The organism is Pantoea sp. X-Soil-TKNS-1280 (assembly GCF_059730475.1).
In genome coordinates this window covers 4,106,319-4,123,258 of the sequence record NZ_AP035962.1, presented here as the reverse complement: position 1 = coordinate 4,123,258, position 16,940 = coordinate 4,106,319, and the positions used below count along the sequence as shown (strand labels likewise).

The window sequence follows — 16,940 nt, the reverse complement described above, 5'->3', positions numbered from 1 at the left end:
TATGCACACGTTTTTCCGTCGCACCTCGCTCGCACTCGGACTTACCCTCTCCCTGGCGGCTGCCGCACAGGCGCAGGATCTGCATATTTCGATGTATGCCGATATCACCGGTCTCGACCCGCACGACACCTCTGACAACGTCAGCTATTCAGTGCAGAGCGGTATCTTTGAACGCCTGTTCCAGTTTGATGCGCAGATGAAGCTGCAACCCTGGCTGGCCACCAGCTACACCAGCAACGACAGCGCCACCGAATTCACCCTGACGCTGCGTAAAGGTGTCACCTTCCAGGACGGTACGCCGTTCGATGCGGAAGCGGTGAAAGCCAACCTTGAGCGCCTGGCCGATCAGACCAAAGGTCTGAAGCGCAACAGCCTGTACAAGATGATCGAGAAAGTCACGGTGCTGGCACCGGATCAGGTCAAAGTTGAGCTGAACCAATCCTTTGGTGCCTTTATCAACACCCTGGCACACCCGTCGGCAGTGATGTGGAGCCCGGCGATTCTGAAACAGTACCCGGAAGAGGCGCAGCTGCGTCTGCACCCGGTGGGCACCGGTCCGTTTAAGTTTGTTGACTGGCAGCCAGGTAAAGCCGTTACCCTGACCAAATACGATGGTTACTGGCAGAAAGGCTGGCCGAAAGTGGATAACGTCACCTTCTCGCCCAGCCCGGAAGATGCGACTCGCGTCGCAGCGCTCAAGTCGGGCCAGGTGGATGCGATCTGGCCACTGCCGTCCGATCTGATCAGCACCGTACAGAATGACAGCAAGCTGGCGATCCAGCGCGATCCGAGCATTTATCTCTACTACATGGCGATCAACACCCAGCATAAGCCGCTGGCGGATCTGCGCGTGCGTCAGGCGATCAACTATGCCATCGATCGCAACTTATGGCTGAAAGTGGCGTTCGCCGGGATGGGCAAACCGGCTACCTCAGCCATCCCGGAAGGGGTGCAGTTCTATCAAAAGCAAAGCGACCCGAACTACCGCTATGCACCGGATGAAGCCAAAGCGCTGCTGAAAGCAGCAGGTTATCCGAACGGTCTGGACCTGAAGCTGTGGACCACCAATGCCACTGCCAGCGTGCGTGCGGCGCAGTTCCTGAAAGCACAGCTGGCGACAGTGGGCATCCGCGTTACCGTCACTCCGATGGACTCCGGCACGCGTAACGCCAAATTGTGGGGCGTGAAGGATCCGAAGCAGGCCGAGTTCGACCTCTACTACGGTGGCTGGTCAACCTCAACCGGCGATGCTGACTGGGCGCTGCGTCCGCTGTACGCCACTGAGTCCTGGGTGCCGACCTCGTACAACGTGTCCTACTACAGCAACCCGGCGGTGGATAAAGCGATTGCCGGTGGCCTGGCAACGGCTGACCCGGCAAAACGCGGTGTGGCCTATGCCGAAGCGCAGAAACTGCTGTGGAAAGAGGCGCCTGTCGCCTTCCTCGGTACGCCGGATAACCTGGTCGGCAAGCGCAGCAACCTGACCGGCGTTTCTATGCTGGCGGATGGCAACTTCCTGTATACCCAGGCTGCATTTAAGTAAGCACTAACCGTAGCGGCGCGAGTTATCGCGCGGTTTTTTAAAAAGATGCGCGATAAATCGCGCCGCTACACCTGAAGGAGTCGCATGTTCGCATACATTATTCGTCGTCTGCTGGAGATGATCCCGGTACTGCTGGTGGTCTCGCTGCTGGTATTCGGCTTCATCAAACTGCTTCCGGGCGATCCGGCACGCATCTACGCCGGGCCGGATGCACCGCTGGCGGCGGTGGAAGCGGCGCGTCAGCACCTCGGTCTTAACGATCCGCTGCCGCAACAATATCTGCACTGGCTCGGTGGCCTATTCCGTGGCGATCTTGGCGTGACCTATCGCACGCAGCAACCGGTGCTGGACGTGATCAAAAAAGGCTTTATGCCGACCATGTGGCTGGCGCTGGCGGGCTTTGCCTGGTCGGTGATTCTTGGCCTGTTTCTCGGTGTGCTGGCGGCACTGAAACGCGGCAAATGGCAGGACTGGACGCTGATGAGCGTCGCGGTGGGTGGCATCTCGATGCCGACCTTCTGGCTGGGTCTGCTGTTGATCCAGTTCGTCGCCATGCCGTTTGGTTTGTTCTCGGTCAGCGGCTTTAATAAGCCCACCGATATCATCCTGCCTGCTATCACGCTCGGTTCCTCGGTGGCGGCGGTGATGGCCCGTTTTACCCGCTCGGCCTTTCTTGAAGTGGCGCAGGAAGATTATGTGCGCACCGCCAAAGCGAAGGGGCTGCGTAATCGCCTCGTCACCTGGAAACATGTGATGCGCAATGCGCTGATCCCGGTGATCACCATGCTCGGTTTGCAGTTTGGTTTTCTGCTGGGTGGATCGATCGTGGTGGAAAGCGTGTTCAACTGGCCGGGGTTAGGCTGGCTGTTGATCGAATCGATCAAAGCACAGGACCAACCGGTGATCCAGGCGCTGGTGATGCTGTTCGTGTTTGAATTTATTGTGATTAACCTGCTGGTAGACCTGCTGTACGCAGTGGTGAACCCGGCAATTCGCCTGCGACAGGAGTCGTGATGAGTCTGCAATCTTTGCCTGCCAACACGCAGGAGGCGATCCGTTCGCCGTGGCGCGATTTTCTCCACGCCTTTGTACGCAATCCACTGGCGCTGGTGTCGGGCAGTTTTGTGCTGCTGCTGGTGCTGGTGGCGATTTTCGCCCCGTGGCTGGCCCCGTGGGACCCGATGGCACCGGACTGGATGGCGCTGTCGTCGCCCCCGTCTGCCGCGCACTGGATGGGCACTGACGATCTGGGTCGTGACCTGTTCAGCCGTATTATTTACGGCGCGCGTATCTCGCTGTATGTCGGCGTTGTGTCGGTCACGCTTGGCATGGTGGTGGGTGTGCTGCTTGGCTTGTTGGCGGGCTACTATGGCCGCTGGATCGACATGCTGATTATGCGTGGTTCCGATGTGCTGTTCGCCTTCCCCGGCATGCTGCTGGCGATTGCGGTGGTGGCGATTCTCGGCCCAGGTTTGAATAACGTGATCATCGCGGTGGCGGTATTCAGCGTACCGGTTTTCGCCCGCATCGTGCGTGCCTCAACGTTATCGCTGAAGCAGGCTGCCTATGTGGAAGCAGTGCGCTGCGCGGGTGCGCCAGACCGGGTGATCCTGCTGCGCCATATCCTGCCGGGTACGCTGTCGAACGTGATTGTCTACTTCACCATGCGCATCGGCACCAGTATCCTCACCGCAGCCGGACTGAGTTTTATCGGTCTTGGCCCGGAGCCGGACGTCCCGGAGTGGGGCAACATCCTCGCGATGAGCCGCAATATGATGATGGCGGGCATGTGGCACGTCAGCGTCTTCCCCGGCCTGGCGATTTTTATCACGGTGCTGGCGTTTAACCTGCTGGGTGATGCCCTGCGCGATACGCTGGATCCCAAACTGAAGAGCTAAGCATGGATTTTCAACAGATGCAGCGCGACCTGCTGCTGCAACGCTGGCGCGAAACGCGTCAGCTCGGTCAGCCGCGCAGCGCCTGTGGGCCGACCAACCTGATCAGCGATGTGCCCGGCGTGCGCGTCGGGCATGCCACGCTGGCGGAGGGTGAGATCCAGACCGGCGTCACCGCGATTGTGCCGCCGGGTGACAACCTGTTTCAGCAACCGTTGCCCTGCGCGGCGGCGGTGTTTAATGGTTTTGCCAAACCGGTTGGCCTGGTACAGGTGGAGGAGCTGGGCGTGTTGCAGACACCGATCCTGCTCAGCAACACACTGGCGGTTGGCACGCTGTTTACCACCCTGGTACGCGATGCCATCAGCCGCAACCCGGAGCTGGGCCGCAGCCTGCCGACGGTCAATCCGTTGGCGCTGGAGTGCAACGACGGCTGGCTGAACGACATCCAGGCGCTGGCGGTGACCGAAGCACTGGCGCAGCAAGCCCTGCACCAGGCGCAGGCCGATTTCGCCCGTGGCAGCGTGGGTGCCGGACGTGGTATGAGCTGCTTCAGCCTGAAAGGCGGCATCGGCAGCGCCTCGCGTCTGATCCCGGCACTGGATGCCACGCTGGGGGTGCTGGTGCTGGCAAACTTTGGTGCACTGACGGCGTTAACGCTGGATGGCGTACGCCTCGGCGAGATGATCGCCCCGTTGCTGCCGGAACTGACGCCACAGCGCGATGCCGGCTCCATCATCATCATTATGGCGACCGATGCGCCGCTGGATGCACGTCAACTGAAGCGCGTGGCAAAACGCGCCGGGGCGGGCCTCGGGCGGCTCGGCAGTTACTGGGGGCACGGTTCGGGCGATATCGCGCTGGCCTTCTCTACCCATGCCCAGCCACAACCGCCGGAGGATGCCGCGCTTGAACCGCTGCTGGCCGCTGCTGCCGATGCTACTGAACACGCGGTGTTGGATGCATTACTCAGTGCCGAAGCGGTGACCGGCTTTCGCGGCCATCACCGCCCGGCGTTGACGGATGTGTTGGATAAATTAGCGCACCGGTAGCGGCGCGATTTATCGCGCGGTTTTGTTTTTATCGCCTTAACGGAACAAACATCATTCTATGAAAATCTTTATCTCTGCCGACATCGAAGGTATCGCGGGCGTGATGCGCCCGGAACAATGTTCACCGGGCCATGCGGAGCACCAGCTGGCGCGTGGCTTGATGGAACAGGAAGTTAACGCGGCTATCGATGGCGCTTTTGCTGGTGGCGCAACAGAAGTCGTGGTCGCCGATAGTCACGCACAGATGACCAATCTGCGCGCGGAAAACATCGATCCCCGCGCCCGACTGGTGCAGGGCAAACCTCGCGGTTTGTCGATGGTGGAAGGGCTGGAACAACAACCGTTCGACGGCCTGTTTTTTATTGGTTATCACAGTGCGGCGGGGGAGCCGGGCGTGCTGGCACATACCATCAATGGCCGCGCCTTCTGGCGCATCCATATCAACGGCAAAGTGATGGGCGAAAGCGATATCTATGCTGCTGCGGCGGCTGAGCAGGGCACGCCGCTGTGGCTGGTGAGCGGTGACGATCAACTACAGGGCTGGATGGCGGAGCATTATCCGTCGGTCGATTACGTTTGCGTCAAACGCGCCATCTCTCATACCTGCGCGGAGTCGATCAGTCCGCAGGCGGCACAAAACGCCATTCGTGCTGCGGCGACGGCGGCGGTACAACGCGCGCGTCAGGTCGAAACCACGCGTCTGAGTGCCCCGTATGAGATGCGACTCCAGGCCAGCAAACCGGTGCTGGCCGATCTGTTTAGCCTGATCCCCGGTGTCACGCGGATTGATGCAGTAACGGTGGGCTATCGTGCCGAGCAGATGGGCACGCTGATTAGCCTGCTGAGCGCCTTCTCTTATCTGGCGAGTACGCAAAATTAAATTGCGCCGCTACACGGGCAGATGCGGTTTGTAGCGGCGCGATTTATCGCGCGGGTTTTAGCGCGTAAAGCACACCACGCGGCTGCGATTTAACAGCAGCCGCACGCGATCCCCCGATTGCGCGAGGACAAAACGTTTTTCCCACGGGCCATCCATCGCGGTGGCCAGTACCCGGTCGCCGCCCAGCGATTGCAGCGTGGCGCGAATCGCCGCCGGGCCAATCCCCATGGTTAGTGTCTCGCCCTCAATCACCATTTCGCTGCGCCACGGTGCGGCAAACCAGCGCCCCTGTAAGTTATCCAGGCTGGCACGGTCCGGCTGAACCGGCTCAAAGCGGCGCGCCGCATGGCCGATTTCGCCGACAATCGCCTTACCTTCATGACGTAACTGCATCGGAAAGGTGCTGGAAAGCGACACCGCATCACCATGACGTTCATCGCGCCACAGGGTTTCACCCGCGCCCAGCCAGGTGGCAGTGACGCCTTTGATTTCCAGCCAGTCGGCGGCATCCGGTGCTACATATAAACCGGGGGTCAAATCGTGTCCCTTCTCCGGCAATGGCCGGCCCAGCGCCGCCGCCAGAATGCGCAGCGCACTTTCGGAGGTGGTGACATCTTCGCGGTTGGCTACCAGTGCCACACCTATTTTCAGCTCCGGGTGCAGCAGGAAGTAACTTTTATAACCGGCGTGAGAACCGCCGTGTCCAAACAGAGTCTGGCTGCCGAGGGTGGAACTGGTCAGGCCGAGGCCGTAGCCGCTGGTACGCCCATCGTTCAGATTGCGTGGTGCGCTCAACCGTTGCAGTACCCCTGCGCCCGGCCCACTATCCGCCAGCAGGCTTTGCAGCCAGCGCGTCAGATGGCGCAGACTGCCGGTGACGCTGCCGGAAGCCGACAGATGCAAGCCAGCACTGGACAGCTGCCATTGCTCGCCATTGTTCCAGTAACCCGGTACCAGGCCGGGCACGATATCGAACCAGCTTTCAGGCGCAGTCAGATTGATATCCAGCGGCTCACAAACGTATTGTTGCAGCAGATCGTTGAACAGCACCCCTTTGGCTTTCAGCGCTTCTTCCACCAGCCGGTAACCGGTGTTGGTGTAAGAAATCTCGCTGCCCGGCGGGTAACTGAGATCGCCCTCACGCGCCAGAAAATCGAGCAAATCGGCGGCGGTGGTGGCGTTGTACACCGACAATCCCAGCAGCGACAGGGTTTCGCGCACATCCGGCAGCCCGCTACTCATATCCAGCGCCTGGCCGACGGTGACGGCACCATTGGCACCGGTCAGCTGTGGCAGATGCTGGTCGAGCCGGTCATCCAGTTGCAGGTAACGTCGGCCCGGCCCGGTAACCATGGTCGCAAACAGATGTTTGGTGATGGAAGCAAAGCGCACCACGCTATCAATGCTGAACGGCGTTTGCTGGGCCAGATCCGCCAGCCCGGCGCAATGCGCGGAGTGAATATGGTGGGCATCGAACAGTACGATGGCACCGCCCGGCGCACCGGGTTGTTGCCAGCTTTGCACGATCGAGTTTGCAACGTCTGCGGCCTGTTGCCAGTGGACTGTCATGCCGGTTCCTCCAGCGTCATGCTGAGATCAAAAAGTTGTGCGGTGTGCGGATGCTGGATACGCCGGGCGCGCAGGTCATCCGCGCTCAGCTGCTCCACCATCTCGCCATGCTGCATCACGCCAATACGCTGACACAGGTGCGTCACTACCGCGAGGTTGTGTGTCACCATAATGTAGGTCAGTTTGCGCACGCTGCGAAGATCGCTAAGTAAATTAAGGATTTCCGCCTGCACTGACACATCCAGCGCTGAGGTCGGTTCATCCAGCAGCAGCACTTCCGGTTCGGCAATCAGTGCACGGGCAATCGCCACACGCTGGCGCTGCCCACCAGAGAGCTGGTGGGGATAACGAAAACGTACTGCCGCAGGCAGGCCCACTTCGCTCAGCGCCTGGCTGATACGTTGTTCGGCGCGATCAATCTGATGGACCAGCAATGGCTCGTGCAGGATACGGTCAATGGTCTGGCGCGGATGCAGCGAACCGAACGGGTCCTGAAACACCATTTGTACCTGGCGAAAAAAAGCACGGCTGCGTTTGGCGCTCAGCGCCTGACCACCGAAGGTCATGCTGCCCTGCCAGTCTTCATTCAGTCCAGCCAGCGCCCGCAAAATGGTGGATTTGCCGGAACCGCTTTCGCCGACCAGACCGAAACTCTCGCCATTGCCAACGGCAAAGCTGACGTCTTTCACCACGGTATGCGCACCAAAAGCGATGCGCAGATTATCGATTTGAATCATGAAATTACTCGTTTCTCTGATCAACCGATGCAAAACGCGCGATAAATCGCGCCGCTACAAATCGCACCTGCTCCGTAGCGGCGCGATTCATCGCGCAATGCCCGGATAAATTATTAATCCCGCCACGCCGCGTCGCGCTGCAACACCGGCAACCGCTCACGCGGATGACGCAGCGACGGCAGACAGGCCAGCAATCCGCGGGTGTACGGGTGCTGCGCCTGTTGCAGCTGTCCGGCATCCAGTAGCTCGACGATACGTCCGGCGTACATCACCGCCACGCGATCGCAGAAATGCGACACCAGCGGCAGATCGTGGCTGATCAGGATCAACCCCATGCCGCGCGCTGAAACCAGATCGTCAATCAGCCGCAGGATCTCCGCCTGTACCGTGGCATCCAGCGCGCTGGTGGGTTCATCGGCGATCAGCAATTCCGGGTCTGGTGCCAGCATCATGGCAATCATCACGCGCTGGCCCATGCCGCCGGATACCTCGTGCGGGTAGCGCTTCGCCACCAGGGCGGGATCGCGGATTTTCACCTGTTCCAGCAAGCCAATCGCCGCCTGCATCGCCGCTTTTTTGCTGCCGCCTTTATGCTCACGCCAGGCTTCGGCAATCTGCTGGCCGATGGTCATCACCGGATTGAGCGAATATTTCGGGTCCTGCAAAATAAAACCGACGCGCTTGCCGCGAATTTGCCGCAGCACTTTCTCGCTGGCACCGCGCAGGTCGATGCCGTCAAAGCGCAGCACATCCGCCGTCACCTCAGCATTGCCCGGCAGCAGCTGCATCAGGCTGCGCGCTGTCAGGGATTTGCCGGAACCGCTTTCGCCGACGATGGCAAATTTCTCGCGTCCCACGCTAAAGCTGACGCCCCGTACCGCTTCAAAGGTTTCTGTACGATTGCGAAAGGCAATGCGCAGGTTGTCAATTTCCACCAGCATTTAGCGCTCCTTCGGGTCCAGCACGTCGCGCAGACCGTCGCCAAGAAAGTTAAACGCCAGCGACGTCAGGAAAATCGCGATGCACGGCATTAGCGGCACCCACCATTGGCTGAACAAAAAACGGCGGGCGGTGGCGATCATCGTGCCCCATTCCGGCGAGGGCGGCTGCGCTCCCATGCCGAGAAAGCCAAGGCTGGCGGCGGTGATGATGATGGCGCTCATGTCGAGGGTGACACGCACAATCAGGCTGGGCACGCACAGCGGCATGATATGACGCAGGATAATGCGCAGCGGTGATGCACCGGTCAGGCGGCTGGCGGCGATAAAATCGCTGTGGCGGAATTGCAGGGTCTCGGCACGCGCCAGACGCGCATACGGCGGCCAGGCGGTGAGGGCGATCGCCAGCACCGCGCTCTCCACACCGGGCTTCAGGGCGGCAACAAACGCCAGCGCCAGAATCAGACGCGGGAAGGCGAGGAAGATGTCGGTCAGACGCATCAGCGCCTTATCGACAATCCCTCCGGCATACCCGGCGATACAGCCAATCAGCAGCCCCAGCGGGGCCGTCAGCAACACCACGGCGATCACCATGCCAAGCGTGGTGCGCCCGCCATAGATAATGCGCGTCCAGACATCGCGTCCGAGCTCATCGGTACCGAGCCAGTGCGTCAGCGATGGCAGGGCCAGACGATTATCGAGATGCTGGGTGCCGGGATCGAATGGCGTCAGCAGCGGAGCAAACAGCGCCAGCAGCAGCATCAGTAAAATCACCAGCAGACCCGCCATCGCCAGCGTGTTGCTGCGCAGGCTAAGCCACAGGCGATAACGACGGCCCCACACCGCCTGACGGCGGTTGGCGGGGGTGTCATCAAGCAACCAGTCACGAGAGAAAAAGATCATTTTACGCGCGGGTCCCAAAGTCGATAGAGAATGTCAGCCAGCTGGTTGAGCAGCACATACACGGTGCCCACCAGCAGGGTCGAGCCGACCACCGGGTTCATATCGGCGTTCATCAGCGAGGTGGTGAGATACTGCCCAAGGCCCGGCCAGGCAAAGACGTTTTCCGTTACCACCGCGCCTTCCAGCAGTCCGGCGTAGGTCAACGCCAGCACCGTCACCAGCTGCACCGCCACGGTGGGAAACGCATGTCGCCAAATCACGCGGCGTGAAGACAGACCTTTGGCGCGCGCGGTGATGACAAACTCGCCGCTCAGAGCGTTGAGCATAAAGGTTCGTGTCATACGCGTGATGTAAGCCATGCTGAAATAAGCGAGGATTAACACCGGTTGCACCATGTGTGCCAGCGCATCGCGGAAGGCGTCATATTCTCCCGCCAGCAGGGAATCGATGGTGAGAAAGCCGGTGACCTGCGGCACCATATCCTGCCAGATGATGTCCTGCCGCCCCGGCCCCGGCGCAATACCCAGCACTGCGTAGAACACCAGCAGGCTCAGGAGCGCCAGCACGAACACCGGCAGCGAATGACCGGCGAGGCAAATCACACGGATGGTTTGATCCACCCAGGTGTTCTGGCGTACCGCCGCCCACACGCCAAGCGGGATGCCTGCCAGCGCGGCGATAATAATCGCGGCAGTCGCCAGCTCCATGGTGGCAGGGAAGAAACGGGCGATATCGGTGGTGACCGGGTTGGAGGTCAGAATCGATTTGCCGAGATCGCCATGTAACAGCTGATTGAGGTAATGACCAAATTGGATGTAAAGGGGCTGATCCAGCCCCATCTCCGCACGCACGCGCTCCACCACCGACTGGGGCGCGTTATCACCGACCGCTGCCAGCACCGGATCGGTGGGCATCACGCGGCCAATGAAAAAGGTCAAAACCGACAGGCCAAACAGCGTCAGCACCAGGCTGCTCAGGGTGCTGACGATTTTCTTCAGTAACGGCATCAGGCTTTTTTCACCTGCTCATACGGCCACTGCTCCAGTACCGTCATGTGGACATCACTGATATTTTTGCCACAGACCGTGTTGCGTGTTCTCTGCATCATGTAGATAAACGGACTCTTCTCGCGCCCCAGTTGCTGAATCTGGTGATACAGGGCGATACGTTTGGCCGCATCCGGTTCGTGCAGTGCCTGCTCGGTCAGCTTGTTGAACTCATCGTCAGACCAGCTGCAACGCCAGGCCAACGTACGGTTGCGCGCGTTGTCGCTGTTGTCGGTGTTGACGCAGAAGGCTTCGGTGTTGGAGTTAGGATCGAAATAATCCGCACCCCACACGGTAAGGGCCAGCTGATGCTGACGGGCGCGCATTTTGGTCAGCACCTGACGGTTTTCGGCGGCAATCAGTGACACCTTGATGCCAATCGCGCCCAGCTGAGTCTGAATCGCCTGCGCGATATCCGGGTACGGCTGCATCGAGTAGTGATCAAGGGTGATTTCGAAGCCATCCGGATAACCCGCTTCCGCCAGTAGCGCTTTGGCTTTGCTGAGATCTTTGTGGAACGGCGTATCGTCCAGCGCTGCCGGGAAGCCGCTCGGCAGGAAACTTTGGTGAGTGGTAAAACTCATCGACAGAATGTTTTTCTGGATGCTGTCATAATCCAGCGCCCATTTCAGTGCCTGCCATACCTGCGGTTTTTTCAGGTACGGGTTATTGGTGTTGCACGACATCAGCATAATGGCGGAGAGCGACTGATTCACCAGCGACAGTTTCGGGTCGTCTTTCACCTGCAACAATTGTTCGGTGGTCAGGTCATAGGCCACATCCACGTCACCTTTTTGCACCATCAGCGCCTGGGCTGCCGGGTCGGCGATGTGTTTCAGGATCACACGTTTGATTTTGCTCTCGCCGCTAAACTGCGGGCTGAGTTCCAGAATCACCGTTTCGCTGGCGTTCCAGGTGCGCAGGGTAAAGGCACCGGAACCGGCGCTGTGCTGTTTCAGCCAGCCGTTGCCGAAATCGTTGTTTTGCTGGTTCGCCAGACAGGCTTTCTTCGACACGATGCTGCCGACAGTGGCTGACAGGCAATACAACAGGAACGTCTCGGCGGCCGGTGCGCCCAGTTTCATCTCCACCGTGTGGGTATCTTTCGCCGTCACCAGCTGGGTGACGTTGTCTTTGGTGAAGCCAAACTGGTTGATAATAAATGCCGGGCTTTTATCCAGTTTTACGATACGTTCGATGGAGAAAGCCACATCTTCGGCGGTCACCGGTGAGCCATCGGCAAATTTTGCCGCTGGATCGAGATGGAAGGTGTAGACGCTATTGTCGCTGCTGGCATCCCAGCTTTTGGCCAGTGCGCCAATCACTTTGTCGGCCTGCTGCGGATCGGGCATCACCAGCTTCTGGTAAAGGTTGCCGCAGATCTGGCCGCCGATAGCTTCAAAACTTTCGTGCGGATCGAGGCTGGTGATGTTGTCCAGCTGCATCGCCATCACCAGCATGCTGGGCGGGGTGGCACCGAAGGCAGAATTAAGGCTGAGATACGAAAGGAACGGTACGGCGGTGCATCCTGCAAGAAAACGTCTTCTGGTAACCATGTAAACTCCCAACTTATTGATTATTAAAATAAAATATTTTATTTTTGCTGTTTTTTGTCTTGACATTCCTGCGGTGCAGGGGGATTAATAACAGGCATTAAGCCTTTTGTTTCACGCTCAGGCGCTTGCCTCATTTTGGTGCGTTTTGCTCCGCCAGCTGGCAGCGCTTGTGCTTTCTCCTGCACATGAAACGGATACAACATGTCTGACTTGCGTAACGCCAACCGGCTTTCCATCCCGGTTTTTGATGGTCATAACGATGTCCTGAACAAACTGTGGCAGCACCATCAGCCTGATGCGGTAAATGCTTTTCTGAATGGCACCGAATCGGGGCAGATGGACTTTCCCCGCATCCGCCAGGGAAATATGGTAGGTGGGATTTTTGCCACCTGGGTGCCATCACACCCGCTAGTTGCAAGAAGTGCGCCAGACCTCTCAGAATTTCCTGAAGAAATTGTTGGCACTGCGCGCGATGCCACCTTTTCCATGCTGGCTTTGCTGCTGCGTATTGAACAGGCGTCGCAGGGGCAGGTGAAGATTTGTCGCAGCGTGCGTGAGATTCGTCAGTGCATGGCCAACAACGTGCTGGCCGTGGTGATGCATATTGAAGGGGCGGAAGCGCTGGATACTCACGGCGAGCTGCTGGATATCCTCTACGCCAGCGGTTTACGCACCCTCGGGCCGTTGTGGAGCCGTCCTAATCAGTTTGGTGATGGCGTGCCGTTCCGTTACCCCTCTTCACCAGATATTGGCAACGGCCTGACGGCGGCGGGCAAGCAGCTGGTGCGCGACTGTAATCAGCGCCGCATCATGGTTGACCTGTCGCACATGGATGAAAAAGGGTTCTGGCATACCGCCGACATCAGCGATGCGCCGCTGGTGGCGAGCCACTCCAATGCTCATGTATTAAGCGCCCAGTCCCGTAACCTCACCGATCGTCAGCTGGCGGCGATTGCTGAAACTCAGGGGTTTGTGGGGGTTAACTTTGCGGTGCCGTTCCTGCGTGAAGATGGCGATCGCCATGCCCCGACCACGGTCGATGCCATCGTGCGTCACGTGGAGTATCTGATGGAAAAAGTGGGTGAGGACGGAGTCGGTTTTGGTTCCGACCTCGATGGTGCGACCATGCCGGGCGACATGAAAGATGTGGCTGGTTTCCCGCTATTGGTGGATGCCCTGGCCGCGCGTGGCTATTCGCAGGCGTTGCTGGAGAAGATTTGTTATGGCAACTGGCTGCGCGTGCTCGAAGCGACCTGGGGCGAATAATCATGCGATTGCGACATATTGAGGTGTTTCAGGCGATAGTGCAGAGCGGCAGCATCAGCGGTGCCGCGCGCCTGCTCAATGTCTCGCAGCCGAATGTCAGCCGGGTGCTGAATCACGCCGAGCAACAGCTCGGTTTTGCGCTGTTTGAGCGGCGGGCGCAGGGGATGATCGTCACGGCGGAAGGTCGGCGTTTGCTGCCGGAAGTGGAGGAGCTGTATCAAAGGTTGCAGGCGATTACGCAACTGACGGAGCAGCTGCGACGTGGCGAAGGGCAGACGGTACGCGTGGGGGCCGCCCATGCGTTTGGTCAGATGGTGCTGGCCCCGGCGCTGGTGACCTGGCGACAGCAGGCCGCATCGGTCAGCGTGGAACTGGTCACCGAACATTTCAGCACCCTGTGCCGTAGTATTCTCGAAAATCAGCTCGATTTCGCGCTGGTATTTGGTCAGCAGGTGGATGCTAACCTACTGGCCGAGCCGCTGTTTCAATCCTCGATGGTGGCGTTGCTGCCACGGGATCACACCCACAACGAACCGGTCACGCTCGAATGGCTGTGTGCCAATAATCTGTTGATGATGCAAAGCCAGGACCCACTAGGTCGGGTGCTGCACCGGGCGCTGCGCGATAAAGGGCTGACGCCGGCGGTGTCGCTGTCGATTAAAACCTATTCGGTGATTGCCGATATGGTGCTGGCGGGCGGCGGCGTGGGGGTGGTTGATCTGTTCACCGCCTGTCGCTATGCCGATCAGCTCAAGCTGCTGCCGGTGGCGCAGCCGTTGCCGTTTGAGGTGATGCTGATCAGTCGTCGCGATCGGCCACAGTCGCAATCGACTTTGCAGCTGAAGCAGGTGATCCGAAATAAGTTGTGGGAGATTGCACGGCAGTGTGAGTCGCGGTTTTTTACGGTGAAACCGTAGCGGCGCGATTTATCGCGCGCCTTTGACTTTGAATTTGCGTCCAAAAGAGCGCGATAAATCGCACCGCTACAAATAACTGCACGTTGTCGTAGCGGCGCAATTTATTGCGCGGTTATACCCTGAAATCAAACCCCATCCGTAATCGGTTTCCTTACCAGCAGCAGATAGGCCAGTGCCCCCACCACCGTCACACCGGCACAAATCATCAGCGCCAGGCTGAAAGATTTCGTGGTATCCAGCACCCAGCCAGTAATCACCGGAGCAAACGACGCAAACACAAAGCTGGCAAAGTTCTGGATACTGCCGACCGAAGCGGTCATGCGAGCGGTAACGTTCGCGTGAATCAACCCCCAGCAGGATGTACCGGCAAAATGGATACAAAACAGCGCCATCCCGATTAACGTCACCGCGCTGGTGGTGTCGGTGGCGCGGGTCACGAAGGCAGTGAATGCCGCAGACAGCAACATGCCGCTGACGATACTCACTTTACGCACCTTCACCGCGTCCATACCGCGACGGACCAGCGCATCCACCACATAACCGTTCAGCAGCATACCCGCCGCACCAAACAGGAACGGAATCGCGGCCAGCAAACCGGTGCTTTTCAGGTCGAGGTTATAGGTAGATTGCAGGTAACCCGGCAGCCAGGCGATATACAACCACGCGGTGTAGTTGATGCCGCTGAAACCAATCATCATGCCCCACATGGTGCGTTGCTTAAACAGCCCGCGCCACTCGGCAAAGCTAATCGGTTCTTTGCGTGACGCGACACTGCCCGCCTGCAAATAGTGAATCTCTTCAGCGCTCAGCTTGCTGTTATCACGGTTGCGATAAGCCAGATACCAGCCGATAGCGAGGAACATGCCCAGCACGCCGATGGTAACAAACATGCCACGCCAGCCCAGTACCAGCATCATCGCCGCCAGAATCGGCGGGGCGATAGACAGGCCAATCATCGAAGCAGCGTTAAACATCCCCATTGGCATACCGCGATCTTTAATGTTGAACCAGTCGTTAATGACCTTCACGCCGCACGGGTTCATCGGTGCTTCGCCAATGCCGAGGCCGATGCGCACCAGGATAAACTGGGTAAAGTTATGCACCATCCCCGCTGCCGCCTGGAACAGCGACCAGAAGAACATCCCCAGTGCCAGCATGATGCGTGGACCTTTGCGATCCAGCAGCGCTCCACATGGCAGCTGCGCCAGACCGTAAGCCAGCGAAAATGCCGACAGCAGTACACCAATCTCGGTGGCGGACAGACCCAGCTCACCGCGAATGGTCATATTGGCCACCGACAGTGAACTGCGGTCGAGATAGTTAATGATGGCGGCAAACAGCAACAACAACATCGCTGTCATCTGAATCTTTTTGATGCGCGGTGAGCGCACCACATCGCCACGAGCGGGGACGAAATCACGTCCATCTGCGGCTGGGGCTGGCGCTGTCTCGCGACCACGAGCTGATGTATTTTCCATTGCAACCTCCCGGAGCTGGGTACTTATCGTTATCAGTCAGTGTGGGATTCTGTGGTCGCCAACAGATGCGACCTCAACAGATGGCTCGAGACTAGAAGCAAAGGTGACAGGATGTTGCAAAGATGTTTCTGATTCGTGCGGGAGCTAATGATTTGTGGTTTTTAATCGGTTTTTAATTGTACTGACGAATTGAGCGGATCATTGAGCTCTTAGCAGTACCAAGATGGGTGTGCAGGGCGCACAGGGCTTCCACATCCTGGCGGCTAATCAGCGCGGTGAGAATCGCCATATGCTCCTCCAGCGCCACAATATTTCGCTGCTTCAAATCACTTTCATCCCATTGATAATGTGAATGAAAAATCACCGAGATGATCTCCAGCGACTGATTGAAAAACGGGTTATTGGCAGCGGAAAGGATCAGTGAATGCATCTCCTTATCCAGTGCGGCGAAGTGGCGATAATCGCTGGCGATGGTGTCACGCATTGCGCGATGGCGGTCAAGCAAATCACGCGCCTGAATCCAGCGCTCGTCATGCGAGGCCAGATTGAGAAAACGGTTCAGCGCATGGGTTTCTAACATTTCACGCAGTTCAAATAGCTTCTCCGCGTAATCCTGATCGAACTTCTTCATACGCCACTGGCCGCGTTTTACCGGTTCCAGCAGGTTGTAGCGCATAAACCGCAGCAGAAATTCCCGCACCACCACCGGACTGACCTTCACCCGCTGTGCCAGTTGCAGCTCGGTAAAGGTATCGCCTGGCATCAGCAGCCGCTGGTTGATCAGATTGAAAAACGTCTGCTCAAATTGCGCCGCCTGCTGCTCGATCGGCGGGGTGAGGGCGCTGAAACCGTCCTCGTCGCCAGGATCACGCACGATGACGTAAGTCTCATCCACCTTTTCCAGCACACCACGCTGATGCAGGTAATGCAGGGTATGGCGCACCGTGGTACGGCTGATATTGAACATTTCCGCCAGCGCCGCCTGCGGTGGTAAGGGAGAACGAATATGGCGCTGGGCAATACCTTCCAGCATTTGGTTGATCACGTTCTGGCGCAGATTCTGGCTTCGGCTCATAGCAGGCTCCGGTTTTTTATTTATTAAAAACCATCGAAAGCCCAAAAAAATCGTGTTACTTCACACTTCCGTGCGAGCAACAAGC

Annotated in this window: 16 protein-coding genes; 7 read left to right on the top strand and 9 right to left on the bottom strand. The window is 58.5% G+C overall.

Going from position 1 to position 16,940, the window contains the following annotated elements; translation table 11 throughout:
* The first annotated feature begins 1 nt into the window (after position 1).
* The 5 genes from AC6I8X_RS19250 (at position 2) to AC6I8X_RS19230 (ending at position 5,370) form a co-directional block, all read left to right on the top strand.
* Complete coding sequence (locus AC6I8X_RS19250) at positions 2 to 1,543, top strand: glutathione ABC transporter substrate-binding protein (protein WP_497840313.1); 1,542 nt, start codon at positions 2 to 4, stop codon at positions 1,541 to 1,543.
* 84 nt (positions 1,544 to 1,627) lie between these two features.
* Positions 1,628 to 2,557 (top strand): ABC transporter permease, encoded by a 930-nt coding sequence (locus AC6I8X_RS19245; protein ID WP_313684991.1) that lies wholly within the window; start codon positions 1,628 to 1,630, stop codon positions 2,555 to 2,557.
* Positions 2,557 to 3,441, top strand: coding sequence for an ABC transporter permease subunit (locus tag AC6I8X_RS19240; protein ID WP_313684993.1), 885 nt, complete (start codon positions 2,557 to 2,559; stop codon positions 3,439 to 3,441). The genes AC6I8X_RS19245 and AC6I8X_RS19240 overlap by 1 nt, the downstream gene beginning before the upstream one ends.
* 2 nt (positions 3,442 to 3,443) lie before the next feature.
* Positions 3,444 to 4,490, top strand: coding sequence for a DmpA family aminopeptidase (locus AC6I8X_RS19235; RefSeq protein ID WP_497840312.1), 1,047 nt, complete (start codon positions 3,444 to 3,446; stop codon positions 4,488 to 4,490).
* A 58-nt stretch (positions 4,491 to 4,548) separates the two neighbouring features.
* On the top strand, positions 4,549 to 5,370 hold the full coding sequence (locus AC6I8X_RS19230) for a M55 family metallopeptidase (protein ID WP_497840311.1): 822 nt from the start codon (positions 4,549 to 4,551) through the stop codon (positions 5,368 to 5,370).
* A 57-nt stretch (positions 5,371 to 5,427) separates the two neighbouring features.
* Here the strand turns inward: AC6I8X_RS19230 and AC6I8X_RS19225 are convergent, their stop codons facing one another.
* From AC6I8X_RS19225 to AC6I8X_RS19195, 7 genes are all read right to left on the bottom strand, one after another.
* On the bottom strand, positions 5,428 to 6,939 hold the full coding sequence (locus AC6I8X_RS19225) for a serine hydrolase domain-containing protein (protein WP_497840310.1): 1,512 nt from the start codon (positions 6,937 to 6,939) through the stop codon (positions 5,428 to 5,430).
* Positions 6,936 to 7,676, bottom strand: coding sequence for an ABC transporter ATP-binding protein (locus tag AC6I8X_RS19220; RefSeq protein ID WP_313685001.1), 741 nt, complete (start codon positions 7,674 to 7,676; stop codon positions 6,936 to 6,938). Before AC6I8X_RS19220 ends, AC6I8X_RS19225 begins: the two co-directional genes overlap by 4 nt.
* A 113-nt stretch (positions 7,677 to 7,789) precedes the next feature.
* Complete coding sequence (locus tag AC6I8X_RS19215) at positions 7,790 to 8,617, bottom strand: ABC transporter ATP-binding protein (RefSeq protein ID WP_299448370.1); 828 nt, start codon at positions 8,615 to 8,617, stop codon at positions 7,790 to 7,792.
* A complete protein-coding gene (locus AC6I8X_RS19210) occupies positions 8,618 to 9,517 on the bottom strand; it encodes an ABC transporter permease (protein ID WP_299448368.1) in 900 nt (299 codons plus the stop codon).
* Positions 9,514 to 10,524 (bottom strand): ABC transporter permease, encoded by a 1,011-nt coding sequence (locus AC6I8X_RS19205; protein WP_313685006.1) that lies wholly within the window; start codon positions 10,522 to 10,524, stop codon positions 9,514 to 9,516. The genes AC6I8X_RS19210 and AC6I8X_RS19205 overlap by 4 nt, the downstream gene beginning before the upstream one ends.
* Positions 10,524 to 12,119: an ABC transporter substrate-binding protein gene (locus AC6I8X_RS19200; RefSeq protein WP_299448363.1), complete on the bottom strand. Its 1,596-nt coding sequence runs from the start codon at positions 12,117 to 12,119 to the stop codon at positions 10,524 to 10,526. Before AC6I8X_RS19200 ends, AC6I8X_RS19205 begins: the two co-directional genes overlap by 1 nt.
* A 38-nt stretch (positions 12,120 to 12,157) precedes the next feature.
* Entirely contained in the window at positions 12,158 to 12,322 is a 165-nt protein-coding gene (locus AC6I8X_RS19195) for a hypothetical protein (RefSeq protein WP_313685010.1), read from the bottom strand.
* Here AC6I8X_RS19195 and AC6I8X_RS19190 point away from each other — a divergent pair.
* Both AC6I8X_RS19190 and AC6I8X_RS19185 read left to right on the top strand, forming a co-directional pair.
* On the top strand, positions 12,321 to 13,385 hold the full coding sequence (locus AC6I8X_RS19190) for a dipeptidase (protein WP_497840309.1): 1,065 nt from the start codon (positions 12,321 to 12,323) through the stop codon (positions 13,383 to 13,385). The two genes, AC6I8X_RS19195 and AC6I8X_RS19190, sit on opposite strands and share 2 nt — an antisense overlap.
* A gap of 2 nt (positions 13,386 to 13,387) precedes the next feature.
* On the top strand, positions 13,388 to 14,302 hold the full coding sequence (locus AC6I8X_RS19185; RefSeq protein WP_497840308.1) for a LysR family transcriptional regulator: 915 nt from the start codon (positions 13,388 to 13,390) through the stop codon (positions 14,300 to 14,302).
* A gap of 125 nt (positions 14,303 to 14,427) precedes the next feature.
* Here the strand turns inward: AC6I8X_RS19185 and AC6I8X_RS19180 are convergent, their stop codons facing one another.
* Both AC6I8X_RS19180 and AC6I8X_RS19175 read right to left on the bottom strand, forming a co-directional pair.
* On the bottom strand, positions 14,428 to 15,780 hold the full coding sequence (locus AC6I8X_RS19180; RefSeq protein ID WP_299448355.1) for an MFS transporter: 1,353 nt from the start codon (positions 15,778 to 15,780) through the stop codon (positions 14,428 to 14,430).
* A 172-nt stretch (positions 15,781 to 15,952) separates the two neighbouring features.
* Positions 15,953 to 16,855, bottom strand: a complete 903-nt coding sequence (locus AC6I8X_RS19175) for a GntR family transcriptional regulator (RefSeq protein WP_313686441.1) — start codon at positions 16,853 to 16,855, stop codon at positions 15,953 to 15,955.
* Positions 16,856 to 16,940 lie beyond the last annotated feature (85 nt).